At 72.7% G+C, this 24,775-nt stretch carries 20 protein-coding genes and 1 pseudogene; 12 read left to right on the plus strand and 9 right to left on the minus strand.

Features of this window, described 5'->3' with window-relative positions:
* Window positions 1-36: 36 nt before the first annotated feature.
* The 3 genes from VGD70_RS04665 to VGD70_RS04675 form a co-directional block, all read right to left on the minus strand.
* Window positions 37-903, minus strand: coding sequence for a M56 family metallopeptidase (locus VGD70_RS04665; RefSeq protein WP_331078453.1), 867 nt, complete (start codon window positions 901-903; stop codon window positions 37-39).
* A gap of 85 nt (window positions 904-988) precedes the next feature.
* Entirely contained in the window at window positions 989-1,342 is a 354-nt protein-coding gene (locus VGD70_RS04670; RefSeq protein ID WP_331078455.1) for a BlaI/MecI/CopY family transcriptional regulator, read from the minus strand.
* A gap of 71 nt (window positions 1,343-1,413) precedes the next feature.
* Window positions 1,414-2,139 carry a GntR family transcriptional regulator gene (locus VGD70_RS04675; protein ID WP_331078457.1) on the minus strand — a complete coding sequence of 242 codons (726 nt, stop codon included), beginning with the start codon at window positions 2,137-2,139 and terminating at the stop codon, window positions 1,414-1,416.
* 289 nt (window positions 2,140-2,428) lie between these two features.
* On the opposite strand from VGD70_RS04675, the gene VGD70_RS04680 reads away from it, so the two are divergent.
* Window positions 2,429-3,112: a GntR family transcriptional regulator gene (locus VGD70_RS04680; RefSeq protein WP_331078459.1), complete on the plus strand. Its 684-nt coding sequence runs from the start codon at window positions 2,429-2,431 to the stop codon at window positions 3,110-3,112.
* Here the strand turns inward: VGD70_RS04680 and VGD70_RS04685 are convergent.
* From VGD70_RS04685 to VGD70_RS04700, 4 genes and pseudogenes are all read right to left on the minus strand, one after another.
* The gene (locus tag VGD70_RS04685; RefSeq protein WP_331078523.1) at window positions 3,091-4,011 is read right to left on the minus strand and encodes a biotin-dependent carboxyltransferase family protein; all 921 of its coding nucleotides are present in this window, start codon (window positions 4,009-4,011) and stop codon (window positions 3,091-3,093) included. The two genes, VGD70_RS04680 and VGD70_RS04685, sit on opposite strands and share 22 nt — an antisense overlap.
* 51 nt (window positions 4,012-4,062) lie before the next feature.
* Window positions 4,063-4,713, minus strand: a pseudogene (locus VGD70_RS04690) (5-oxoprolinase subunit B family protein); the annotation flags it as partial.
* On the minus strand, window positions 4,617-5,375 hold the full coding sequence (locus tag VGD70_RS04695; RefSeq protein ID WP_331078461.1) for a 5-oxoprolinase subunit PxpA: 759 nt from the start codon (window positions 5,373-5,375) through the stop codon (window positions 4,617-4,619). The gene VGD70_RS04695 and the pseudogene VGD70_RS04690, both read right to left, overlap by 97 nt.
* Window positions 5,372-6,691, minus strand: a complete 1,320-nt coding sequence (locus tag VGD70_RS04700; RefSeq protein ID WP_331078463.1) for an MFS transporter — start codon at window positions 6,689-6,691, stop codon at window positions 5,372-5,374. Before VGD70_RS04700 ends, VGD70_RS04695 begins: the two co-directional genes overlap by 4 nt.
* A 194-nt stretch (window positions 6,692-6,885) precedes the next feature.
* Here VGD70_RS04700 and VGD70_RS04705 point away from each other — a divergent pair, with 194 nt between their 5' ends.
* The 4 genes from VGD70_RS04705 to VGD70_RS04720 all read left to right on the plus strand — a co-directional run bounded on the left by VGD70_RS04705 (window position 6,886) and on the right by VGD70_RS04720 (window position 14,429).
* Window positions 6,886-7,293 carry a helix-turn-helix domain-containing protein gene (locus tag VGD70_RS04705; RefSeq protein ID WP_331078465.1) on the plus strand — a complete coding sequence of 136 codons (408 nt, stop codon included), beginning with the start codon at window positions 6,886-6,888 and terminating at the stop codon, window positions 7,291-7,293.
* Window positions 7,294-7,528: 235 nt separating this feature from the next.
* Complete coding sequence (locus tag VGD70_RS04710) at window positions 7,529-10,792, plus strand: DUF2961 domain-containing protein (protein WP_331078467.1); 3,264 nt, start codon at window positions 7,529-7,531, stop codon at window positions 10,790-10,792.
* An 80-nt stretch (window positions 10,793-10,872) separates the two neighbouring features.
* Entirely contained in the window at window positions 10,873-12,372 is a 1,500-nt protein-coding gene (locus VGD70_RS04715) for a VCBS repeat-containing protein (RefSeq protein ID WP_331078468.1), read from the plus strand.
* A gap of 11 nt (window positions 12,373-12,383) precedes the next feature.
* A complete protein-coding gene (locus tag VGD70_RS04720) occupies window positions 12,384-14,429 on the plus strand; it encodes an N-acetylmuramoyl-L-alanine amidase (RefSeq protein WP_331078470.1) in 2,046 nt (681 codons plus the stop codon).
* A gap of 61 nt (window positions 14,430-14,490) precedes the next feature.
* Here the strand turns inward: VGD70_RS04720 and VGD70_RS04725 are convergent, their stop codons facing one another.
* Window positions 14,491-15,099, minus strand: coding sequence for an FMN reductase (locus VGD70_RS04725; protein ID WP_331078471.1), 609 nt, complete (start codon window positions 15,097-15,099; stop codon window positions 14,491-14,493).
* The gene (locus tag VGD70_RS04730; RefSeq protein WP_331078473.1) at window positions 15,099-16,184 is read right to left on the minus strand and encodes an LLM class flavin-dependent oxidoreductase; all 1,086 of its coding nucleotides are present in this window, start codon (window positions 16,182-16,184) and stop codon (window positions 15,099-15,101) included. Before VGD70_RS04730 ends, VGD70_RS04725 begins: the two co-directional genes overlap by 1 nt.
* A gap of 209 nt (window positions 16,185-16,393) precedes the next feature.
* Here VGD70_RS04730 and VGD70_RS04735 point away from each other — a divergent pair, with 209 nt between their 5' ends.
* The 7 genes from VGD70_RS04735 to VGD70_RS04765 all read left to right on the plus strand — a co-directional run bounded on the left by VGD70_RS04735 (window position 16,394) and on the right by VGD70_RS04765 (window position 24,757).
* A complete protein-coding gene (locus VGD70_RS04735) occupies window positions 16,394-17,962 on the plus strand; it encodes a chitinase (protein WP_331078475.1) in 1,569 nt (522 codons plus the stop codon).
* Window positions 17,959-19,710 carry a glycoside hydrolase family 18 protein gene (locus VGD70_RS04740; RefSeq protein WP_331078477.1) on the plus strand — a complete coding sequence of 584 codons (1,752 nt, stop codon included), beginning with the start codon at window positions 17,959-17,961 and terminating at the stop codon, window positions 19,708-19,710. Before VGD70_RS04735 ends, VGD70_RS04740 begins: the two co-directional genes overlap by 4 nt.
* A 199-nt stretch (window positions 19,711-19,909) precedes the next feature.
* Entirely contained in the window at window positions 19,910-20,422 is a 513-nt protein-coding gene (locus tag VGD70_RS04745) for a SigE family RNA polymerase sigma factor (protein WP_331078479.1), read from the plus strand.
* Window positions 20,412-21,389, plus strand: a complete 978-nt coding sequence (locus tag VGD70_RS04750; protein ID WP_331078481.1) for a hypothetical protein — start codon at window positions 20,412-20,414, stop codon at window positions 21,387-21,389. The genes VGD70_RS04745 and VGD70_RS04750 overlap by 11 nt, the downstream gene beginning before the upstream one ends.
* A 37-nt stretch (window positions 21,390-21,426) precedes the next feature.
* Window positions 21,427-22,218, plus strand: a complete 792-nt coding sequence (locus tag VGD70_RS04755; protein ID WP_331078483.1) for a pentapeptide repeat-containing protein — start codon at window positions 21,427-21,429, stop codon at window positions 22,216-22,218.
* A 78-nt stretch (window positions 22,219-22,296) separates the two neighbouring features.
* The gene (locus tag VGD70_RS04760) at window positions 22,297-23,571 is read left to right on the plus strand and encodes a pyroglutamyl peptidase (RefSeq protein ID WP_331078485.1); all 1,275 of its coding nucleotides are present in this window, start codon (window positions 22,297-22,299) and stop codon (window positions 23,569-23,571) included.
* Window positions 23,572-23,896: 325 nt separating this feature from the next.
* Window positions 23,897-24,757, plus strand: a complete 861-nt coding sequence (locus VGD70_RS04765; protein ID WP_331078487.1) for a DNA-formamidopyrimidine glycosylase family protein — start codon at window positions 23,897-23,899, stop codon at window positions 24,755-24,757.
* Window positions 24,758-24,775: the final 18 nt, after the last annotated feature.

A 24,775-nucleotide genomic window follows, 5' to 3' on the forward strand; every position in this document is an offset into this window, starting at 1 on the left:
CGCCCTTCTACTACGGTCGGTAGTAGATCGTACGGGTCAGATCACGAGGAAGCTCAGCGGGGTCGACACCAGCACCAGGCCGGTGGCGAGGACCAGCCAGCGCGCCGCGCGGGAGAGCGGCTCGGTGCTGGTCAGCCGGTCGAGCCGGGCCTGGATCGCGCGGTCGGCGATGGCCATCGTGCCGGCGGGCGTGCCCCCGTCGAACCGGCGCAGCGCGGTGGCGAGCTCGCGCGTGCCGCCCGCCCGGCACGCGCCCTCGTCGGCACGCATCTCCACGAGCAGCGCCACCGCCTCGGCCGCGACCCGGCCCAGTGGCAGCCGGCGCAGCGCGGCGAACGGCAGGAGGACCAGGTCGTGGCGCTCGCGGGCGTGGGTGCGCTCGTGCGCGAGGACCGCCGCGATCTCGGCCGGCCGCAGCGCCCGCAACGCGCCGGAGCTGAGCACCACGCGGGAGCGCCGGCCGGGCAGGCAGTAGGCGACGGTGAGCGGGTGGTCGAGGATCAGCGCACCCGGCGCGGCCGGGTCCTCGCGGGCCACGAGGGACAGCGTCGCGCGGTGCCGGCGCCGGGTGCGGAGCACGGCGAGCCAGGACCAGCCGAGCATCGCCAGCAGTGCCCCGGCGAGCCCGGCCGCCGCGGCGAGGGCGGCCACGTGCACCGGGGTGAGGTCCGCGGGGGCGCCGGTGAGCCAGCGGTGGACCGCGGTCGGCACGTCGCGGTGGTAGGGCGCGAGGCCGACGGTGAGCGCGGCGCCGACCGCGCACAGGACGAACGTGAGCCCGACCAGCTGCCACAGCAGGATCCCGGTCCGCGGCGAGCGCCACACCCAGCGAGCCCCGGCCAGCGGCGGCACGGCGAGCATGCACACGGCCGCCGTCACCACGAGGTGCAGCGTCGCGTTCACGACACGCCCTCGTGGGCTCGGTCGCCGTGTGTCATTGGTTCGCTCGCAAGCTCGTTCTGTGACATTGGTTCACTCGCAAGCTCGTTCACGGCTCGGGGTCCCGGGCGTCGGCCAGGGCCTGGCTCAGCGTCTCGGCGTCCGGAGTGGACACCGACTGGGCGAACCGGGTGAGCGCGGCGTCCCGGTCGCCGGTGAGCGCCAGCGCGTCGAGCATCAGCTGGGCCACGTAGCCCTCCCGGCTGTTGACCGGCTCGTACCGCCAGGCCCGCCCGTCCCGGTGCCGGCGCACGAAGCCCTTCTTGGCCAACCGGTCGAGCACGGTCATGACCGTGGTGTAGGCGAGGTCGCGCCCGGCGAGCGCGGCGGCGACGTCGCGCACCACCACCGGTTCGGCGCGGTCCCAGAGGACCTCCATCACCGCGCGCTCGAGCTCACCCACGCGGACGAGCCTAGAGGGCGGCCCCGGACCTGCTGGCGCGGATGGCGGAGGGCGACGTGCTCGGCCGGCGCTCAGTCCGCCTCGGCCTGGCCGGTCCAGCCGGAGGACTCGAGGGCCTCGAGGCCGCGGCGCACGATCGACTGGGTGAGCGCCGCGGCCAGGTCGGCCTCCCGCTCCTCGTAGGCCCGCAGCAGCCGCCCGTGGTCGGCGACCGAGGACCGCAGCCGCCCGGGCAGCGAAAGGCTCAGGTGCCGCAATTGCAGCGTGCGCACGCCGACGCTGTCGAGAACGCGCCGGACCGTGCTGTTACCGGCGATCGCGGCCTCATTGTTTCGGAAACCGACATTCAGCCAGAAGAAGCGATCGACATCGCCGGCCTCGGCTGCCACTTCCAGCTGCCGGTGGCACTCGCGGAGTATCGCTATCTCGGATTCAGCTGCATTTCCCACAATGCGGCGGCTCACCAATGCATACAGGGTGGCCCGCAGCTCATATATTTCCCGCACCTCGTCGAGCAGGAGCCGGCGCACCCGCGGCCGGCGATGTGCGGCGATCTCGACCAGGCCCTCCCGCTCCAGCGTGAGCAGGGCTTCCCGAACCGGCGTGCGGCTGCTCCGGAACGTGCGGGCGAGCTCGACCGAGTTGAGGTCGTCGCCGGGGCGCAGCCGCGCCTCGACAATGGCGGTGCCGACCGAGACCAGGATCTGGTCGACGACGCTGTCCGCGTTCTCCGACCGGCCCAGTACCCGCAGTATCTCGAGATGCCCGGCGGACGGCTCGGCGCCGATCGGCCGCACCTTCGAGTTTCCCGCGGATTTGGTGGTCGTCATGGGCCAGATAATAGCGTGAGAATCATGACGGATCGCGCGGGTCGGTTAATCGGGAAATGGAAGATCAGAACTGTGCGCCCGGTGTGCGGTCGTGGCGGCTCCTCAGTGGACCGGCAGCCGCACCCGGAAGGTGGCGCCCCGGCCCGGCCCGCCCGCGTTCCCAGCAAACTCCCAGGCTCGCCGGCGGGTACCCTGCGGATTGTTGAGCGATACAATCGTAGGTGGATCTCGCAGGTCAGGAAGGGTGGGAGCATCGGTGAGCCCGGATCTGGAGCTGGCGGCCGATCGCAGGCTGCTGGGGCGGACCAGCACGGTCGAGCGGCTGGCCGACATCCTGCGGGCGCGGATCACCGAGGGCCACTTCTCCCCGGGCGAGCGGTTGGCGGAGGACTCGATCGGCCGGGCGCTGGGAGTCTCCCGCAACACGCTGCGTGAGGCGTTCCGGCTGCTCACCCACGAGCGGCTGCTGGTGCACGAGCTCAACCGCGGCGTCTTCGTCTGCAAGCTCACCGTCGACGACCTCATCGACCTGTACCGGGTCCGCATGCTCGTCGAGTGCGGCGCGGTGCGCGCCCTCGACGGCCACCCGCCCGAGACCGGCGACCTGGCCGCGGCCGTCGCGCAGGGCGCCGAGGCCATGCGCGCGTCCGACTGGCGCGCGCTCGGCACCGCGAACATCCTTTTCCACCAGGGGATCGCGGCGCTCGCCGGCAGCCCGCGGGTCGACGAGCTGATGCGCGGCGTGCTGGCGGAGCTGCGGCTGCACTTCCACTCGATGGCCGACCCGCGCCGGTTCCACGAGCCCTACCTGGAGCGCAACCGCGAGATCCTGTCGGTCATCGAGACCGGCGACGGCCAGGCCGCGGAGCGCCTGCTGCGCAAGTACCTCGACGACTCCGAGCACCAGCTGGTCGAGGCCTACCGGGCCGCCGGGGACTGAGCGCGGAACGAGATCGTCTGGCCGGGCCGCGCCTGGGCCAGGATCGGCAGGTCCTTGGTCAGTACCACGGCGAGCACCGGGTAGCCGCCGGTCACCGGGTGGTCGGCCAGGAACACCACCGGCCGGCCGGACGGCGGCACCTGGATCGCGCCCGCGACCATGCCCTCGCTCGGCAGCTCGTCGTGCCGGGTCCGCGCCAGCCGCGGGCCCTCGAGCCGAACGCCGACCCGGTTGCTCTCGGCCGTCACGGTGAACCTCGCGGTCAGCAGCGTCTCCAGCGCCTCCGGGGTGCACCAGTCCGCGCGCGGGCCGGGCACGACGCGCACGCGCAGGTCGCCGATGGCCGGCGGGTTCACCGGCGCCACGTCGACGGCCGGCGGCGGTCCACTGTGGTCGGTGCCGATCGGGAGGACGTCGCCGGGGGACAGCGGCGCGGGGCCGAGGCCGGACAGGACGTCGGTCGAGCGGGAGCCCAGCGTCTCGGGGACCGCGAGGCCGCCGCGCACCGCGACGTAGGTGCGCAGGCCGGCGGCCGGCGCGCCGATCGTGAGCCGCCCGCCGGCCCGCACCGTGAACGGCGCGTTCATCGCCTCGCCGCGGTCCTCGCGCGCGAGGTCGCACGGCGCGCCGGTGACCGCGACCCGGGCGGCCTCCCGGAACACGAGCGTCGCCGAGCCCATCGTCAGCTCCAGGCACGCCGCGCCCTCGTCGTTGCCCACCAACCGGTTCGCGAGCGTGGCCGAGCGCGCGTCCGCCGCCCCCGAGTGCCCGACGCCGAGCGCGGCGAAGCCCGGCCGGCCACGGTCCTGCACCGTGCCCAGCGGGCCGGCCCGCACCACCTCGACCCCCCCGGCCGGCGGCGCCCCCGCGACCGGTGAGTCCGAAGTGGACTCCGGCAGCGTGTCGACGGGCTCGAAGCGGACCCGGGTGCCCGGGCGCAGCAACGCCGGCGGGGTCCGCCGCGGGTCGAACAGCGGCACCGTCGTGCGGCCCAGCAGGTGCCACCCACCCGGCGACGACCGCGGGTACACCCCGGTGAACTCGCCGGCCACCCCCACCGACCCGGCGGGCACCCGCGTCCGTGGCGTCTCCCGCCGGGGCAGCCGCAGCCGCGGGTCGAGCCCGGTGAGGTAGCCGAACCCCGGCGCGAACCCGGAGAACGCCACCACGTAGTCGGCCGAGGCGTGGGCCTCGACCACCCCGTCGACGCCGAGCCCCGTGCGCTCGGCGACCTCCTCGAGATCGTCGCCGTCGTACTTCACCTCGACGGTCACGAGGTCGTCCGCGCCGGCCGCGACCGGCGCGGGCTCGACGGACGCCAGCAGCCGGGTCAGCTCCGCGCGACCCGACGATGTGGACGGTTCGAGCCGGACCAGCACCGTGTTCGCCGCCGGCACCAGGTCGACGACCCCGGCCGGGCGTTCGGCGAGCAGTGCCGCGTACACGCCGAGCGCCGCGTCGCCGGCCTCCACCAGCAACGCGGCGTCCCCGCAGGGCAGCACCCTCACACGAAGCTCCGCAACTCCACTCCCGCGCCGGTCAGCGCCGCCCGCGCGGCCCGGGCCAGCTCCAGCGAGCCGGGCGTGTCGCTGTGCACGCACACCGACCGCGCCGACACCGGCAGCACGGTCCCGTCCACCGCGACGATCTCCCCCTTCGCCACCAGCCGTTCGCACCGCCGCGCCACCGCGGCCGGGTCGGACAGCAGCGCGCCCGGCGCGCGCCGCGACACCAGCAGGCCGTCCGGGGTGTACCCGCGGTCGAGGAACGCCTCGTGCACCGTGGGCAGCCCGGCCTTCTCGGCGAGCGCGAGCCACCGCGAGCCCGGCATCCCCAGCACCGGCAGCGCGGGGTCGAACTGCCGCACCGCCTCGACCACCGCGCCCGCCTGCGCGTCGTCGTGGCCGATCGCCCCGTACAGCGCGCCGTGCGGCTTCACGTACCCGATCCGCCCGCCGGCCGCCGTCGCGAACGCCGACAGCGCGCCGAGTTGGTAGAGCACGTCGTCGGTCAGCGAGGCCGGGTCGACGTCGATGAACCGCCGGCCGAAGCCCGGCAGGTCCCGGTAGCCGACGTGCGCGCCGATCGCCACGCCGTGGCGCACCGCCGTGTCGCACGCCCGGCGCATGGTGCCCGGGTCGCCGGCGTGGAAGCCGCACGCGATGTTGGCGCTGCTCACCACCGCGAGCAGGGCGTCGTCGTCGGCGATGCGCCACGCGCCGAACCCCTCCGCCACGTCGCAGTTGAGGTCCAGCACGGTCATGTCGTCACCGCCTCCACCACGGTCGCCTCCTCGGGCTCCACCACCGGGTCACGCGCCAGCCAGATCCCGATGCCGGTCAGGATCGCGGCGAGCACCACGTACACCCCCAGGATCCACCAGCTGTCGAACCAGACCAGCAGCGCCGCGCAGACCAGCGGGGCCGGCGCGCCGCCGATCACCCCGGCGAGCGTGTAGGCGAGGGAGGAGCCGGTGTAGCGCAGCCGGGGCGAGAACTGCTCGGTGATCAGCGCGGCCTGCGGGCCGTACAGCATCGCGTGGATCGCCAGCGCCACCACCGTGCCGACCACCAGGAGGAGGAACGAGCGGCCGCCGATCATCGGGAAGAACACGAACGGCCACACCGCGGCCGCGATCGTGCCGTACAGGTAGAGCCGGCGCCGGTTCACCCGGTCCGACAGCGCGCCGAACGCGGGCATCAGCACCAGCTGGAGCGCCGAGCCGATCATCACCGCGGTCGAGCCCTGGCTGCGGCTCATGTCCAGCTCCTTGGTGATGTAGGTCAGCATGAACACGGTGAACAGCGAGTACACGACGTCCGGGCAGACCCGCACCAGGATGCCGGCGAACAGCGCCCGCCGCTCCCGACCGACCACTTCGGACACCGGGGCGCTCGGCCGCTCGCCGCGCTCGGCGATCTGCCGGAACACCGGCGTCTCCTCGAGCCGCAGCCGGATCCACAGGCCGAACGCGACCAGCACGGCCGACAGCAGGAACGCGACCCGCCAGCCCCAGGAGAGGAACGCGTCCTCGGACAGCATCCCGGACAGCAGCGCCAGCACGCCGTTGGCGAGCAGGGTGCCGGCGGGCGGGCCGATCTGCGCGGCCGAGGCCCAGAACCCGCGCCGCCGCGGGTCGCCGTACTCGCTGGACAGCAGCACCGCGCCGCCCCACTCGCCGCCGACCGCGACGCCCTGCGCGAGGCGCAGCACCACCAGCAGGACCGCGGCCAGCCCGCCGATCGCCGCGTGCGTGGGCAGCAGGCCGATCAGGAACGTCGCGATGCCCGCGAGGAGCAGCGTGTGGACGAGGACCTTCTTGCGCCCGATGACGTCGCCGAGCCGGCCGAAGACGAACCCGCCCAGCGGCCGGGCCAGGTAGCCGACGGCGTAGGTGGAGAACGCGGCCATCGTGCCGACGAGGTCGTCGCCGGAGGGGAAGAACAGGTCGCCGAACACGGTCGCCGCGGCGACCGAGTAGGCGGCGAAGTCGTAGTACTCCAGCGCGGTTCCGGACAGGCTCGCCGCGTAGGCCCGGCGCAGCGACCGTGGATCCACGGTGGTGCGGGGAGAGCTCATCGTGTTCACATCCCATCTACAGCCCGGAGGTGCGTGACTACGCTGAGGGTAGATTTCGTTGAACGATCCTGCAATACTCACGTTCTACATATGGCACGCGGAAATGTCGCCGGCCGGTTCGGACGAGAGTAGGTGACCCCAGCATGAACTCGGAAACCTTTGCGGGCCAGGACGGTTCGGCCTCCTGTCGCTCGGTGCGCAACGCCTTCCGGCTGCTCGAGCTGCTCGCCGGCAGTCCGGACGGCCTGCGGCTCGCCCGGCTCGTCGACGCGACCGGTCTGCCGAAGTCGTCGGTGCACCGGATCCTGGGCACGCTCGAGGAGCTCGACATCGTGTGCCGCGACGAGTTCTCCGCGGCCTACCACCTCACCTCGAGCTGGCGCCGGATCGTGTCGCCGCCGCGCCTGTCCGAGTTCTCCGCGCCGGTGCTCAGCCACGACGGGCGCCCGGTCGCCGGGCTGACCCTGCGGCTGCGCGGCCAGGTCTCGCCCGGCGCGCCGTCCGAACGGCTCACCCGGCTGGTGGCCGACCTCGCGCACGCGGTGTCGCGGCGCATCGGCGGCCGCGGTGCCCCGGCGGGCAACGCGGGCCGGCGGCGCTGACAAGCCCGGTGGCCGGAACCGGTCAGTTGTTCCCATCCCGGTTCGCCGCTGCGGAGAGTTGGGCCGATAACGGCAGATCGGACCGATTCAGGAAGATCCACCGCGACGATCGTTCGTGAATCGATACCACCGTACGGCCTATTGACGTCAGGAAGGAACCAAAAGGACACTCCTTCGGGTAATCGTTTACCCGCGCCTGCCGGGTTCATCCCGGCCGACCGGAAGGTGAACCCCGATGCGCAGTCTCCGGCGGCCCCTGCTCGCCGCCCTGTCCTGCCTCACCCTCGCCGTCGCGGGTGTGGTCGTCGCGAGCACCGCGCCCAGCGCCGGTGCCGACGTGACCGCCGCGGCCAGCAACGGCCCCATCGGCTGGGACACCTACCGCCGGCTGGATCTCCTGCCGGACCTCGCATCCGGCTCGCACACCAAGCAGTTCTCCAGCTTCGGCCGCAACGGCAGCAACGACGACGGGTTCGTCGGCCGTTACTCCTGCCTGCGCACCAACGGTCCCGGCTGCGTGCTGGCCGAGGACCGCGGGCCGGGCGAGATCCAGTCGATCTGGTTCACCCGCGACAACGGCACCGTCACCGCCACCGGCAACATCCGCGTCGTGCTCGACGGCGTGACCGTGCTCGACGCCAACCTGCAGAGCGTGGTCAACGGCGACCTCGGCGCGCCGTTCACCTGGCCGCTCGTCACCAACGCCGACCAGACCTCCGGTGGCGTCACGATCAAGGTCCCGATGCCCTACCGGGACTCGATGCTCGTCACCACCACGAACAACCCGCTCTTCTACCACGTGGGCCACCGCGAGCTCGCCGATGCCACCGGGGTCACCCGGTTCAACCCGGCCGACCCGGCGACCGACGTGGTGAACACGCTGCGCCAGGCCGGCCGGCTCGACCCGAAGCCCGCGCAGCCCGGCGCCACCACGACCACCGCCACCGTCTCGCCCGGGGCGGGCGCCACCGCGACGCTCGCGAGCCTGTCCGGCCCGGCCGCGATCACCGGGCTGCGCCTGCGGGTGCCGGACGGCGCCGCGACCGAGGCGAACCTCAACGGGCTGCGGCTGCGGCTGACCTTCGACGGACGGACCACAGTGGACTCCCCGGTCGGCGAGTTCTTCGGCGCGCCGCTGGGGGAGCGCGACGTGCGGTCGCTGATGTTCGGCGTCGACCCGGCCGCGGGCGGCTGGTACAGCGCCTGGTGGATGATGCCCTACGCGTCCTCGGCGACCGTGTCGCTGGTCAACACCACCGGCGCGACCATCGCCGGGATCCAGGCCGAGATCACCCACGCGCCGGACGCCAAGTGGGCCACCGAGCTCGGCGCCACCGGCGGCGCCGGCCACTTCACCACCCAGTCCCGGCGCGGCGCCACCACGCCGGCCCGGGACTGGCTGATGGCCGACCAGCCCGGCCGCGGCCGGTTCGTCGGCGTCACCCAGGTCGTGCACAACCAGATCCCGGGCGGCAACGAGCGCGGCTACCTCGAGGGCGACGAGCGATCCTATGTGGACGGTGCGCTGAGCCCGGCCTTCCACGGCACCGGCACCGAGGACTACTACGAGTCCGGCTGGTACTTCAACCGCGGCGAGTACACCGGGGTCTTCACCGGCAACACCGGCCACCGGGTGCGCGCCGGCTCGTGCGCGGTCGAGTGCGACTCGATGTACCGGCTGCAGATCGGCGACGCCATCCCCTACACCTCCGGCCTGCGGTTCGGCATCGAGCACGGGCCGCAGAACGACTACCAGGTCGACGAGAGCTCGACCGCGTTCCTCTACACCCGCCCGACGGTCGCCTCCCGCACCACCGACACGATCGTCGCCGGCGACGCGGCCAGCCGCTCGGCGCACGGCTACACCGAGTCCGGCGCGGCGTCGCAGTACGGGCTCACCAGCGTCTACGAGGGCGACGACGACGGCGAGTCGGTGACCGGCCAGGTGCGCGCGACCGCCGGCGCGGTGAGCTTCCGGCTCGCCGTCGACCCGGGCAACCAGGGCGTGCGGCTGCGGCGGGCGAGCGACCAGAACGCCGGCTACCAGTCGGCCACGGTCACCGTCGACGGCGCCGCCGCCGGCACCTGGGTCCAGCCACTGGGCAACACCGTCCAGCGCTGGCTCGACGACGAGCTGACCCTGCCGGCCGCGCTCACCGCGGGGAAGTCGACGATCACCGTGCGGCTCGCGCCCAGTGGTCCACAGTGGACCGCGGCGCGGTACACGGCGCTGAACATCGTCGCGCCGTTCACCGACTCGGCCCCGCCGGGCGCGGTCGGCGGCCTCGCCGTCGCCCCCGGCCGGGTGCACGCGATCCCGCTGACCTGGAGCCCGGCGAGCGACAACGTCGGCGTCACCGCCTACCGGGTCTACGCCTCGACCGACCCGGCCGTGCCGGTGACGAGCGGCAACCTCGTCGGCACCACGACCGCGACGACGTACCGGCACGGCCCGCTGCCGGCCAACACCACGCGCTACTACCGGGTGGTCGCCGTCGACCGCGCGGGCAATGCCGGCCCGGCCTCGGGGGTGGTGAACGCGCGCACCCAGGCCCGGATCGTCAGCGACGTCAACGGCGACGGCCGCGACGACGCCGTGCTGTTCACCCAGGGCCCGGACGCGGACGTGTTCACCGCGCAGTCCACCGGCGCCGCGTTCGGCCCGGCCGTCAAGGGCCACGACTTCTTCTCCGTCAACGGCGAGATCCCGCGCACCGGCGACGTCAACGGCGACGGGCGGGCGGACATCATCACGTTCACCCGTGGGTCTGCCGCCGACGTCTACGTGGCGCTGTCCACGGGGACCGGGTACGGCCCCTCGGCCAAGTGGCACGACTTCTTCGCGGTCGACGCCGAGTACCCCGAGGTCGGCGACGTCAACGGGGACGGCCTGACCGACATCATCACGTTCACCCGGGGGTCCGCGGCCGACGTCTACGTCGCGCTGTCCACCGGGACCGGCTTCGGGCCGGGGGTCAAGTGGCACGACAACTTCGCGATCGGCGCCGAGCACCCGGCGGTCGGCGACTTCGACGGCGACGGCCGCGACGACATCGCGACGTTCACCGGCGGTGCCCAGGCCGACGTGTACGTCGCGCTGTCCAGCGGCGCGATGTTCGTCCAGGACGGCTGGCTGTGGCACGGCAACTTCGCGGTGGGCAGCGAGCTAGCCGGCACCGGGGACTTCGACGGCGACGGCCGCGACGACGTGGTCGCCTTCACCCGGGGTGCCGCGGCCGACGTGTTCGTGTCGCTGTCCGACGGCGGCCGGTTCGTGCAGAACGCGTGGAAGTGGCACGACTTCTTCGGCCTCGACGGCGAGGCACCCGGGCTGGCCGACGTCAACGGCGACGGCCGCGCCGACATCCTCGCGTTCACCCTCGGCACGACGGGCGACGTGTGGGCGGCGACCTCGACCGGGTCCGCGTTCGGCGCGTCCGCGCTGTGGCACGACCAGTTCGGCGCCGCCGGCCAGATCCCCCGCCCCAGCCTGAGCTGAGCTCCTCCGGGTGGCCCGGCGGCGCCGGTCCATCTGCCTGTAATCGATTACCCCCTGCTGTCCGGGAAAGGACGATGTCGATGATCAGGTTCGGCCCGATCCGGCGGCTGCTGCTCGTGGCGGCCGCGACGACCCTCGCGGCGGGTGCGCTGGCGCCGCCCGCTTCCGCCGCCCCGCCCAAGGACCCGGCCGCGCCCGGGGACCACATCCCCGCGGCGATCGGGCCGCTGGCCTGCTCCAGCATCCCGGCGAACCACGACCCGAACGTGATCCGGATCGTCTACCAGGTCGGGCTCGACCGGAACGTGTCGGACAAGGTCATGCTGGCCGCGTTCGAGGCGGGCTGGGTCGAGTCCCACATGAACAACCTGAACTGCGGCGACAAGGACTCGCTCGGCGTGTTCCAGCAGCGGCCGAGCCAGGGCTGGGGCACCCCGGAGCAGATCATGGACGTGGCCTACGCGGCCACCCAGTTCTACGTGCAGGCGCAACGCAACGAGCCGCTGCACCCGGAGTACACCGCGGGCCTGCTGGCGCAGAGCGTGCAGCGCTCGTGCTGTCCCGAGCGCTACGACCAGGCCGAGGGTCGGGCCCGGTCGATGCTGGACGAGGCCCGCGGGATGATCAGCCCGCGCGCGTTCACCGGCTCGCCGGCCGACTTCAACGGCGACGGCAAGGACGACATCGTCACCTTCACCCAGAACGCGTCCGCCGACGTCTACGTCGCACTGTCCACCGGTGCCGCTTTCGACGGCACCACGGTGAAGTGGCACGACTTCTTCTCCCCGGCCGGTGAGACCCCGCTGACCGGTGACTTCAACGGGGACGGCAAGGACGACATCGTCACGTTCACCCACGGGTCGCTCGCGGACGTCTACGTGGCGCTGTCGAACGGGTCGTCGTTCGGGCCCGGCATCAAGTGGAACGACTACTTCTCGCTGTCCGGCGAGGTGCCGGCGGTGGGAGACGTGAACGGGGACGGCAAGGACGACATCGTGACGTTCACCCGCAACGCGGCCGCCGACGTGTTCGTGGCGCTGTCGAACGGGACGTCGTTCGGGCCGGGCGTGAAGTGGCACGACTACTTCGGGCTCGCCGGCGAGTACCCGGGCGTGGGGGACGTGAACGGGGACGGCAAGGCGGACATCGTGGTGTTCACCCGCGGCTCGCAGGCCGACGTGTACGTGGCGCTGTCCACCGGCACCGGCTTCGGCGGCAGCGTGAAGTGGCACGACTTCTTCGCGGTCGGCGGCGAGCTGCCGCGGATCGGTGACTTCAACGGCGACGGCGCCGCGGACATCGTCACGTTCACGACCAACGCCGCGGCCGACGTGTACGTGGCGCTGTCCAACAAGACGAACGGGTTCTCCGGCACGACGGTGAAGTGGAACGACTTCTTCGGCCTGGCCGGCGAGTTCCCCTACCCCGGCGACTTCAACGGCGATGCCAAGGACGACGTCGTCACGTTCACGCACAACTCGCTCGCCGACGTCTACACGGCGATATCCACCGGCACCGGGTTCGCCGGCGGCCAGAAATGGCACGACTTCTTCGGCCTCGCTGGCGAGACCAGCTTCTGACGGGAGCAGACATGAGACGACGCTTACTCGCGCTCGGGGTCGCCGTGTGCACGGCGATCGGCACGGCGATCGGCCTGGCGCCCTCGCCCTCGCCCGCGGCCACCGCCGCGCCGGCCCCCGGCGGGACCCTGAACGAAGCCTTCGCCGCGGCGGCCGCGGAGTTCGGCGTGCCCCGTGACCTCGTCGTGGCGGTCGGCTACGGCGAGACCCACCTGGACGGCCATCGCGGCGAACCGAGCCAGGACAACGGGTTCGGCGTGATGCACCTGGTGAGCAACCCGGAGCGGCACACGCTGGAGCTGGCCGCGTCGCTGACCGGCGAGCCGGTCGCGGACCTGAAAGCCGACGGCACGGCCAACATCCGGGGTGGCGCGGCGGTGCTCCGGTCGATCGCCGACGACCTCAAGCTCAGCGGCCGGGACCGGATCTCCGCGTGGTACCCGGTGGTGGCCGGCTACAGCGGCGCGACCGACTCGGTGGCCAGGTCCTACACGGACCACGTGTACGAGCTGCTGCGCACCGGCCTGCAGACGCGGACGCCGGAGGGCGAGCGGGTCGACGTCGCCGCGCACGCGTCGGCGCCGGAGCGCGGGAGGTACGCGCGGGTGCCCGACGTGTCCGCACAGGGCATGGACTACCCGAACTCGCTCTGGGTCCCGGCCAACGGCAACAACTACAGCCCCGGCCGGTCCGCGGCGATCAACCTGATCGTCGTCCACGTGACGCAGGGCTCCTACGCCGGCACGATCAACTGGTTCCAGAACCCGTCGGCCCAGGTGAGCGCGCACTACGTGGTGCGGTCGTCCGACGGCGAGATCACCCAGATGGTGCGTGACGGCGACACCGCCTACCACGTGCGGTCGGCCAACCCGCGGGCGCTGGGCATCGAGCACGAGGGGTTCGTGGACAACCCGTCCTGGTTCACCGACGCGATGTACCGCTCGTCCGCGGCGCTGACGCGGTGGCTCGCGGACCGGCACGGGCTGCCGAAGACGCGGCAGTACATCGTGGGGCACAACGAGGTTCCCGGCAACGACCACACCGACCCCGGCCCGAACTGGAACTGGGGCTACTACCTGGACCTGGTCAACGGCGGCGCCTCGGCGGCGGGGGTGTTCACCGGCTCGTCGACCGACTTCAACGGCGACACCAAGGACGACATCGTCACCTTCACCCACGGCCCGGCCGACGACGTGTACGTGGCGCTGGCGGGGACCAACCAGTTCGACGGCACGACCGTGAAGTGGCACGACCGGTTCGCGCTGTCCGGCGAGACGCCGCTGACCGGTGACTTCGACGGGGACGGCAAGGACGACATCGTGACGTTCACCCACGGCGCGCTCGCGGACGTCTACGTGGCGTTGTCGAACGGGTCGTCGTTCGGGCCGGGGATCAAGTGGCACGACTACTTCGCGCTGAACGGCGAGGTGCCCGCGGTCGGCGACGTCAACGGGGACGGGAAGGACGACATCGTCACGTTCACCCGCAACGCGGCCGGCGACGTCTTCGTGGCGCTGTCGAACGGGACGTCGTTCGGGCCGGGCGTGAAGTGGCACGACTACTTCGGCCTGGCCGGCGAGTACCCGGGCGTCGGCGACGTGAACGGGGACCGCAAGGCGGACATCGTCACGTTCACCCAGGGCTCGCTCGCCGACGTGTACGTGGCGCTGTCCACCGGGACCGGCTTCGGCGCCAGCGTGAAGTGGCACGACTTCTTCGCGGTGCCGGGCGAGTCGCCGCGGATCGGCGACTTCAACGGCGACGGCGCCGCGGACATCGCGACGTTCACGACCAACGCGGCGGCCGATGTCTACGTGGCGCTGTCGAACAAGACGAACGGGTTCAGCGGGACGACGGTGAAGTGGAACGACTTCTTCGGCCTGGCCGGCGAGTTCCCCTACACCGGTGACTTCAACGGCGACGGCAAGGACGACGCGGTGACGTTCACCCGCAACTCGCTGGCCGACGTCTACACCGCGATCTCCACCGGGGCGGGCTTCCTGGGCGGCCAGAAGTGGCACGACTTCTTCGGCCTGCCGGGGGAGACCACGCTCTGACCCGCACATCGCTGCCCCGGCGTCCGTTGGGCGCCGGGGCAGCGTGCGTGGGTCAGGTGGGTCAGGACGTGGGTGGCGGCATGCGCAGGGCCGCGAGCTGCTGCTCGAACGGGATCACCGTCTCCTGGGTCGGCGCCTGCGCCGGCGGCCGGCCCTCCATCAGCTCGGCCAGCTCACCCGCCGCGCGCGCGATCCGGTGCGACAGGTCGTCGTCGCCGGCCGAGGCCCAGTCCTCCGACGCCGCGTAGACCGCGGTCGGCACGACGACGGCCCGCAGGTAGGTGAACAGCGGGCGCAGCGCGTGCTCCAGGGCCAGCGAGTGCCGGGCCGTGCCGCCGGTGGCGGCGATGAGGACCGGCTTGCCGGTCAGCGCGTCGTGGTCCAGCACGTCGAAGAACGACTTGAACAGGCCCGAGTACGACGCGGTGAAGATCGGCGTCGTGGCCACCAGGCCGTCCGCCCGCGTCACCTTCTCCAGGGCCGCGGCCAGCTTCGCCGAGGCGAACCCGGTGACCAGGTTGTTCGCGATCTCGCCCGCCAGGTCGCGCAGCTCCACCACCTCGACCGTCACGTCGGTCTGGCCGCCGACCGCCGCCGCGAGGCGGTCGGCCAGCAACCGGGTGGAGGACGGCACGGTCAGGCCGGCCGACACCACCGCGAGAGTCCGCATCAGACACTCACCTCCTGCTTGGCCGCCAGCAGCGACCCGTGCGTCGGCGCGTCCGGCACCCCGGCCGGCCGCCCGATGGCGAACTCCTTGCGCAGCACCGGGACGACCTCCTCGCCGAGGATGTCCAGCTGCTCCAGGACGGTCTTCAGCGGCAGCCCGGCGTGGTCCATCAGGAACAGCTGGCGCTGGTAGTCGCCGAAGGACTCGCGGAACGTGAGCGTCCGGTCGATCACCTGCTGCGGGCTCCCGACGGTCAGCGGCGTCTGCTCGGTGAACTCCTCGAGCGAGGGCCCGTGCCCGTACACCGGCGCGTTGTCGAAGTACGGCCGGAACTCGGCGACCGCGTCCTGGGAGTTCTTCCGCATGAACACCTGCCCGCCCAGGCCGACGATCGCCTGCTCCGGGGTGCCGTGCCCGTAGTGGGCGTAGCGCTCGCGGTAGAGGCTGATCAGGCGCATGTAGTGCTCCTTGGGCCAGAAGATGTTGTTGGCGAAGAAGCCGTCGCCGTAGTAGGCGGCCTGCTCCGCGATCTCCGGGCTGCGAATCGAGCCGTGCCACACGAACGGCGGCACCCCGTCCAGCGGGCGCGGCGTCGAGGTGAAGCCCTGCAGCGGCGTGCGGAACCGGCCCTGCCAGTCGACGACGTCCTTGCGCCACAGGTCGTGCAGGAGCGCGTAGTTCTCGATCGCCAGCGGGATGCCCTGCCGGATGTCCTGCCCGAACCAGGGGTAGACCGGCCCGGTGTTGCCGCGGCCCATCATGAGGTCCACCCGGCCGTCGGCCAGGTGCTGGAGCATCGCGAAGTCCTCGGCGATCTTCACCGGGTCGTTCGTGGTGATCAGCGTGGTCGAGGTGGACAGGACCAGCCGCTCGGTGCGCGCCGCGATGTAGCCGAGCAGGGTCGTCGGCGACGACGGCACGAACGGCGGGTTGTGGTGCTCACCGGTGGCGAACACGTCGAGCCCGACCTCCTCGGCCTTGAGCGCGATCGTCACCATCGACCTGATCCGCTCGTACTCGCTCGGCGTGGTGGCGTTGGTCGGGTCGGTGGTCACGTCGCCGACCGTGAAGATCCCGAACTGCATCACTTATCATCCTCAACTAGTTGCGTCTTCAACTACCCCGCTCAACGACCGTGTCCGGCGAGGTATTCCCGGTGCCGGCGACGCCGAACATCCCCTTCGGTGCCGGTGAACGGCCGGCACATTGGACTAGACAATGAGGCGGCATTGGTCTAGACAATATGTAACGCGCGGTGCCCCCCTGCTCACCGCGCGCCCTCGTGGAGGTCGTCATGAAGCGTCCCCTCGTCCTGCTCGTCGCGACGATTCTCGCCTGCCTCGGCACCGTCGCGCCCGTTGCCAGCGCCGCCGGCGAGCGGGCCGCGTTCGTCAAGGTCTCCGACTGGGGCTCGGGCTGGGAGGGCCGGTTCACCGTCACCAACGGCGGCAGCACGCCGATCGGCGGCTGGCGGGTCGAGTTCGACCTCCCCGCCGGCACGACCGTCGGCAGCTACTGGGACGCCCTGCTCACCTCCAGCGGCAACCACCACACGTTCACCAACCGCGACTACAACGGCAGCCTCGCGCCCGGCGCCTCCACCACCTTCGGCTTCCTCGGCGCCGGCCCGGGCAGCCCGCTGAGCTGCCGGGTCAACGGCGCCGACTGCGCGGGCGGCACCGACCCGCAGCCGGGCGTCCCGGGCACGCCGGCCAACGTCCGGGTGGCCGGCACCACCTCGTCGAGCATCACGATCGGGTGGAACGCGGCCACGGGCACGGTCACCGGCTACCGCGTGTACGAGGGCAGCGCCGTCCTCGCCACGGTCACCGGCACCTCGGCGACCTTCTCCGGCCTGGCCGCGTGCACCAGCCGCAGCTACACGGTGGCCGCGTACAACTCCGTCGGCGAGTCCGCGCGCAGCACCGCGGTGACCGGCACCACCGCCGGCTGCCAGCAGGCCGACCTGCCGAAGCACTTCCTCACCGGCTACTGGCACAACTTCGTCAACCCGGCCACCGAGCTGCGCCTGTCCGCCGTGCCCGACGAGTACGACCTCGTCGCGGTGGCCTTCGCCGAGGCGGCCAGCACGCCGGGCGCGGTCACGTTCGGCGTCGACCCGGGCCTGTCCTCCGCGCTCGGCGGGTACACCAACGACCAGTTCAAGGCCGACGTCGCGGCGCTGCACGGCCGCGGCAAGAAGGTGATCCTGTCGGTCGGCGGCGAGGCGGGCCGGGTCTCGGTCGGCGACGCGACCTCCGCGACCAACTTCGCCAACAGCGTGCGCGCGATCATGGCCGAGTACGGCTTCGACGGCGTGGACATCGACCTGGAGAACGGCCTCAACCCGACGTACATGGGCCAGGCGCTGCGGAACCTGCGCAACCAGGTGGGCTCGAGCCTGATCATCACGATGGCCCCGCAGACGATCGACATGCAGTCCACCGGCGGCTCGTACTTCGCGCTGGCGCTGAACATCAAGGACATCCTCACGGTCGTCCACACGCAGTTCTACAACTCCGGCTCGATGCTGGGCTGCGACCAGGCGCAGGCCTACGGCCAGGGCAACGTCAACTTCATCACCGCGCTCGCCTGCATCCAGCTGGAGAACGGGCTGCGGCCCGACCAGGTGGCGGTCGGCCTGCCGGCGGGCCCCGGCGCGGCCGGCGGCGGGGTGGTGGCGCCGTCGGTGGTGACCAACGCGCTGGACTGCCTGGCGCGCGGCACGAACTGCGGCACGTTCCGGCCACCGCGCACGTACCCGGACATCCGCGGCGCGATGACGTGGTCGATCAACTGGGACGTGAGCAACGGCAACGGTTTCGCGCGCACGGTCGCGCCGCACCTGGACACGCTGCCGTGAGGTCCCTGGTCGCGGCCGTCGCCGCCCTCACGCTGCTGCTGCTCGGCGCGGTCCCCGCGTCGGCGGCGAACCTGCTGACCAACGCCGGGTTCGAGGGCGGGTCGCTGGCCGGCTGGACGTGCTCGGGCGGGTCGGTGGTCACGAGCCCCGTCCACTCGGGGTCCTACGCGCTGGCCGCCACGGCGACCGCGTCGGACACCGCGCAGTGCACCCAGACGGTGTCCGTGGTGGCGAACACGACGTACACGGTGTCGGCGTGGGTGCGCGGGAACCCGGTGTACCTCGGGATCACGGGCGGACCGTCCACCTGGAACGCCCCCGCGTCCTACGCCCAGCTGTCGCTGACGTTCACGACGGCCGCGGGGCAGACGTCGGCGCAGCTGTACCTGCACGGGTGGTACGGCGCGGGCACGTACTACGCCGACGACGTGGTGCTCGACGGTCCCGGCGGCGGCACGCCCGGCACGCCGGCCGCGCCCGGGTCGGTGTCGGTCGGCGCGGTGACGGCGTCGTCGGTCGCGCTGTCCTGGCCCGCGGTGAGCGGCGCGTCGGGGTACCGGGTGTACGAGGGATCGTCCTTGCGTACCACGGTGTCCTCGCCGTCGGCCACGCTCACGGGCCTGGCCGCGTGCTCGACGCACACCTACGCGGTGGCCGCGTACAACGCCGCCGGGGAGTCCGCGCGCAGCGCACCGGTGACCGCGACGACGGCCGGCTGCCAGCAGGCGGGCCTGCCGCGGCACGCGTTGATCGGGTACCTGCACGCGAGCTTCGCGAACGGGTCCGGGTACGTGCGGATGGCCGACGTGCCGGCCGCGTGGGACGTGATCAACCTGGCGTTCGGCGAGCCGACCTCGGTGACGTCGGGGGACATCCGGTTCACCCTGTGTCCCGCCGCCGAGTGCCCCGGGGTCGAGTCCGAGGCGGACTTCGTCGCGGCGATCCGGGCCAAGCAGGCGCAGGGCAAGAAGGTCCTGATCTCCATCGGCGGCGCGAACGGGCAGGTGCAGCTGACCACGACCGCCGCCCGGGACCAGTTCGTGAGCTCGGTGTCGGCGATCATCGACAGGTACGGCCTGGACGGTCTCGACATCGACTTCGAGGGCCACTCGCTGTACCTGAACCCGGGCGACACGGACTTCCACAACCCGACGACGCCGGTGATCGTGAACCTGATCGCCGCGCTGCGGTCGCTGAAGTCCCGCTACGGCAGCGGCTTCGTCCTCACGATGGCGCCGGAGACGTTCTTCGTCCAGGTGGGCTACCAGTTCTACGGCGGCGCGGGCGGGGGCGACAACCGGACGGGGTCGTACCTGCCGGTGATCCACGCGCTGCGCGACGCGCTGACCGTGCTGCACGTGCAGGACTACAACTCGGGCCCGGTGATGGGGCTGGACAACCAGTACCACAACATGGGCGGCGCGGACTTCCACATCGCGATGACCGACATGGTGAAGGCGGGCTTCCCGGTCGCGTCGACCGGCCAGACGTTCCCGGGCCTGCGCGAGGACCAGATCGCGTTCGGCCTGCCGGCCGCGGTGAGCGCCGGCAACGGCTACACCGCACCGGGTCCGGTGCACGACGCGCTGAACTGCCTGGCCCGCAACCAGAGCTGCGGCGGCTACACCCTGCGGGGTGGCGCGTCGCCGGGGATCCGCGGGCTGATGACGTGGTCGGTCAACTGGGACCGCTACTACGGCTGGGAGTTCCAGAACAACCACGAGCCGTTCCTCAACTCCCTGCCGTGACCCGTTCGACCACGTACGGCCCTCTTCGCGAGGCGACCAGTCTGGCGTAGCGGGTGCCGGCCGCCAGGGTCACGTCACCGTCGGAAGTCGAACACGCGGGGACCATGGCGACACCCGTGGAGAAAAAAGCCACCGAGAATGCAACCTCGCGGCGGCCTGCGGCGTTTCTCATCTGTCCACGACCGCTGGAGGCTGCCGGGTGGGTTTCGACGGGGAGTTCGCCGAGTTCTACGCCGCCCGGTTCGACGCTGCCCGGCGCACCGCCTACGCGCTGTGCGGGGACTGGCTCGAGGCCGAGGAGCTGGCCCAGCAGGGCTTCGTCCGGGTCTACGCCAAGTGGCCGCGGGTCATCACCGGCAGCGCCGACGCCTACCTGCGCACCGTGGTGACCAGGCTCTTCCTCGACACCCGCCGGCGCGGCCGGGCCCGCGAGCGGCTGGTCGCCGAGCCGCCGGAACGGGCCGGGCCCGCGGACACGGCCCGGGTCGACGAGCGGCAGTCGCTGCTGGCCGCGCTGCAGCAGGTGTCGCCGCGGCAGCGGGCCACGCTGGTGCTGCGGATCGTGCACGACCTGTCCGTCGAGCAGGTCGCCGAGGCGCTGCGCTGCTCGACGGGGACCGTGAAGAGCCAGCTGGCCCGAGGCATGGTGGTGCTGCGCGAGGCGTACCGCACCGCCGACAACCCCGAGCGGAGTGTGCACGATGTGGGATGAGGACCTGCCGGCCGCGTTGCGTGCGGAGCTGGCCGCGCAGACCCCGCCGCCGGTGCCCGACGGGCTCGCCGCGGTCCTGCACCAGGGCCGGCGCCGGCGCCGGGGCCGCCAGCTCGGTACCGCGCTCGCGGTGGCCACCCTGCTCGTCGGCACCACGGCCGCGGCCGCCGCGCTCAGCGGCGGGGTGGGTGCGTTGCCCCCGGCCGGACCGCCGGCTTCCACACCGGCTTCCCCCTCGGCGCCGGACTCCACACCGGGGTCCGTGGCGGCCCCGCCGCCCGGACCCGGCGAGGTGGAGTGGCCGCGGGCGGACCTGCCGGCCCACCGGCCGACCAGCGTCTTCCTCCCGGGCCCGGCCGGCTCGCCCCCGGTGAACGACCTGCCCACGATCTCGCTGTGCGAGCCGCCGTCGGCGGCGGCCGACCGCCGGGTCGCCGTCGCCCTGGCGCCCGGGCAGGTACGGGCGCGGCTGAGGTCCGCCCTGAAGGACGTCGTCCCCGACAAGTCCGTCGGCGAGCTGGTCGAGTATCCGGTCTGGCCCGTGGCCGGTGCGGAGAGCGGCCCGACCACGTGGTTCTACAGCGCCGACGTCACCGTGTCCGGGAGCACCGGCAGCCTCAGGCTCAGCGTCGGCGCCTTCGACGGCGACCCGCTCGCCGCCGCCGACGCGCAGGCGTTCGACGAGCGCAACTGCCTCCCGCCGAAGCGGCTGGTGCGCCCTGACGGGACCGTGTTCCAGCTCTACACCTACGAGGCCGGCCCCCCGGACGTGTCGCTCACCCAGACCCTGCGGATCTACCGGCCGGACGGAACGCTGTACGAGCTGGTCGCCGCCAGCTGGGGCAGCCCCGACTTCGCCCCGAACCCGGACCGGCCACACACGCCGAACCGGCTCAGTCCCGGGCGGCCCACGCTGCCGCTGACCGAGACGGAGCTGGCGCGGATCGGGCAGGCCGTGGCCGGCTGACTATCGTGGACGGTCGCCCCCACGACGAGGAGACCCGGTGACCGACCTGCGCGCCGACTGCACCAGCTGCGTCGGCCTGTGCTGCGTCGCGCCCGCGTTCGCGAGGTCGGCGGACTTCGCCCTCGACAAGCCCGCGGGGCGGCCCTGCGTGAACCTGCTGGCGGACGTCCGCTGCGGCATCCACGCCGACCTGCGGGACCGCGGCTTCCCCGGCTGCACGGTGTTCGACTGCTTCGGCGCCGGCCAGCACGTCGTCGCGTCCTTCGGCGGCAAGGACTGGCGCTCCGCGCCCGAGGTCGCCGAGCCGATGTTCGCCGCGTTCGCCGTCATGCGGGACCTGCACGAGCTGCTCTGGTACCTCACCTCGGCGCTCGCCCGGGCCGAGGCCCGCCCGGTCCACGGCGAGCTGCGGCAGGCGCTGGCGGAGACCGAGCGGCTGACCGGCCTCGCGCCGGCCGAGCTGGTGGCGGTGGACGTCGGCGCGCACCGGGCGTCGGTCAACGCCTGGCTGCTGCGGACGAGCGAGCTGGTCCGCGCCGGGGACAGCGGCCGGGAGCTGCGGGGCGCCGACCTGATGGGCCGCGACCTCCGCGGCGCGGACCTGCGCGGGGCCACCCTGCGCGGGGCCTACCTCATCGGCGCCGACCTGACCGGCGCCGACCTGAGCCGCGCCGACGTCATCGGCGCCGACCTGCGTGGCGCGACCGTGTCCGGCGCGCGGCTGGCGACGAGCCTGTTCCTCAGCCAGTTCCAGGTGAACGCCGCCCGCGGCGACGCCGCCACCACGCTGCCGCCGACGCTGCGCCGGCCCACGCACTGGCCCGAGTAGTCGCCCGGTGACCCCTTGCTGCCGGCCGCGCCCGCCGACAAGGATGTGCCGACCGGTCCACCGAGCGAGGGAGTCCTGGTGAAACCGTTGGCCCGCTTGTCGATCGTGATGGTGCTCGGCCTCGTGGCCGCGCTGGTGCCGGCCCTGACCGCCGCCGCGGCGCCCAAGGCCGTGCCGACCTGCGCCGATCCGTCCGCGCCGCTCACCGTCGAGGAGCAGCGGCTGACCCGCCCGGCACCCGTGGAGGTGTTGGGCCGCAGCGGCTTCGACACGTTCGCGAAGGTCTTCACGCCCGCGCTGTGCCTGCTGACCGACGCCGACCTCGCCGCGAAGGCCTTCCGCGCGCAGGGCCGCGGGCTCTGGGCGGCCGCGGTCGCCCGCGCCCAGGGCAGGCTGCCCGCCGGCAGCCTCCCGGTCACCGACGACCGGCCGCTGTACTGGGCCCGGCTGCAGCTCACCAAGGCCGTCCGGCAGTGGACGCCGGCGTTCCCGCTGAGCCCCGCGCAGCGCGCCGGCCTGCTCGACACGCTCGACCGGTCCTCCCGCGGCCAGGACTCCGTCGACTACCCCGGCCGGGACGTCAAGCGGATCCTGGTCAGCGGGTTCGACCCGTTCCAGCTCGACATCGACATCCGGCGCAGCAACCCGTCCGGCGCGACCGCGCTCGCCCTCGACGGCACCACGGTCGAGACCGCGGCCGGGCCGGCCCGCATCGAGACCGTCACGTTCCCCGTGCTGTGGGGCCCGTTCGCGCAGGGCGTCGTCGAGCGCACGTTCCTGCCGCGGCTGGGCAAGGTCGACATGTTCACCACGATCAGCCAGGGCCGGGTCGGCCGGTTCGACGTCGAGCGCTACAACGGGCGCTGGCGGGGCGGCTACCCCGACAACGACAACGTCTCCAGCACCGGCGTGATCCCGATCCCCGCAGGCGTGCCGACCGTGCTGCCGGCGCCGGAGTTCGTCCCGACCACGTTGCCCTACCAGGACATCGTGGCCGCCGACACCGGCCGGTTCCCGGTCTTCGACCACACGTCGGTCGTCGAGATCCCGGCCGGCCAGACCCAGCCGGTCACCCAGCCGAACGGCCCGACCCCCGGCTCGGCCGCCCGGCAGGGCGGGGGCGGGGACTACCTGTCCAACGAGATCGCCTACCGGGTGACCCTGCTGCGGGACGCGCTGGGCCTGCGCATCCCCGGCGGGCACCTGCACACGCCCGTCCTCCAGTTCGGCCCGGGCAACACGACCGAGCTGACCGACCCGGTCTTCGCGGCGAACCAGCGCGACATCATCGACCAGGTGCGGGCCGTGCTCGTCGTGGCCGGCGGGACGCTAGTCCGCCTCCCCGGGATTTAAAGTGTGCGTTGCGTTCCAGCGAATGGTGTGGGTGTCGAGGTGGGTGGTGGCTGGGTGCCGTCACGGTCCGCTGAGGTTCCGGTGGTTGGCGCAGGATCTCACCTAGTCCGCCTCCCCGGGATTAAAAGTGTGCGTTGCGTCCCGGCGGATGGTGTGGGTGTCGGGGTGGGTGGTGGCGGGGTGTCGTCACGGTCCCCTGAGGTTCTGGTGGTTGGCGCAGGACTTCACCCGATGATCTACGAGACAGGCCTTGAACCGGTTGGGCCGTGCTCGGCGGTCGGCGGCGCCTACATTGGCGTCGTGCGAGGTACGAGGGCGGTGTGCGGTGCCCGAGGGTGACACCGTCTACCTGACCGCGCGGCGGCTCACCGACGCGCTGGGTGGCGCCCCCCTGCGCCGCGGTGAGCTGCGCCATCCTCGGCTGTCCACTGTGGACCTCGCGGGCCGGGTGCTCGACCGGGCGCGACCGGTGGGCAAGCATTTGTTCCTCCGCTTCGCCGGCAAGAGCGCCGGCAAGAGCGACGGCAAGAGCGACGGCAAGAACGGTGAGGTCAGCCTGCACTGCCACCTCGGCATGGACGGCTCCTGGGCCATCCGCGACCCCGGCCGCCGCGCGCCGCTCGGCCACTGGACCCGCGTCGTGCTCGAGACCACCGACACCCTCGCGCTCGGCCAGAAGCTGCTCGAGCTGGCCCTGGTGCCCACGAGTGAGGAGGGCCGGCTCGTCGCCCACCTCGGCCCCGACCTGCTCGACCCGGACTGGTCGGCGGCGCACGCCGAGGAGGCCGTCCGCCGGCTGAGCGCCGACCCGAGCCGCGAGCTGGGCCTGGCGCTGCTCGACCAGAGCGTGCTGGCCGGCGTCGGCAACGTCTTCAAGGCCGAGGTGTGCTTCCTGCTCGGCGTATCACCGTGGACCCCGGTGTCCGAAGTGGACACCGCGCAGGCGGTGGCGCTGTCGAGGAAGCTGCTGCTGCACAACGCCCTGCGCCCGATCCGCAACACCACCGGCGACCCGCGCCGCGGCCGCGACCTGTGGGTATACGGCCGGGAGCGGACCGGCTGCCTGCGTTGCGGCGGCCGGGTGGTCGGCGCGGTCCAGGGCGGCGGCACCCGCGAGCGGGTCGCCCACTACTGCCCACGCTGCCAACCGGGGCCGGCCGGCTCGCCGCGTACCAGCCGCGGCTGACGACCAATGCACACGATC

Origin of the sequence: Actinophytocola sp. (genome assembly GCF_036402745.1) — a bacterium.
Classification (GTDB): domain Bacteria; phylum Actinomycetota; class Actinomycetes; order Mycobacteriales; family Pseudonocardiaceae; genus Actinophytocola.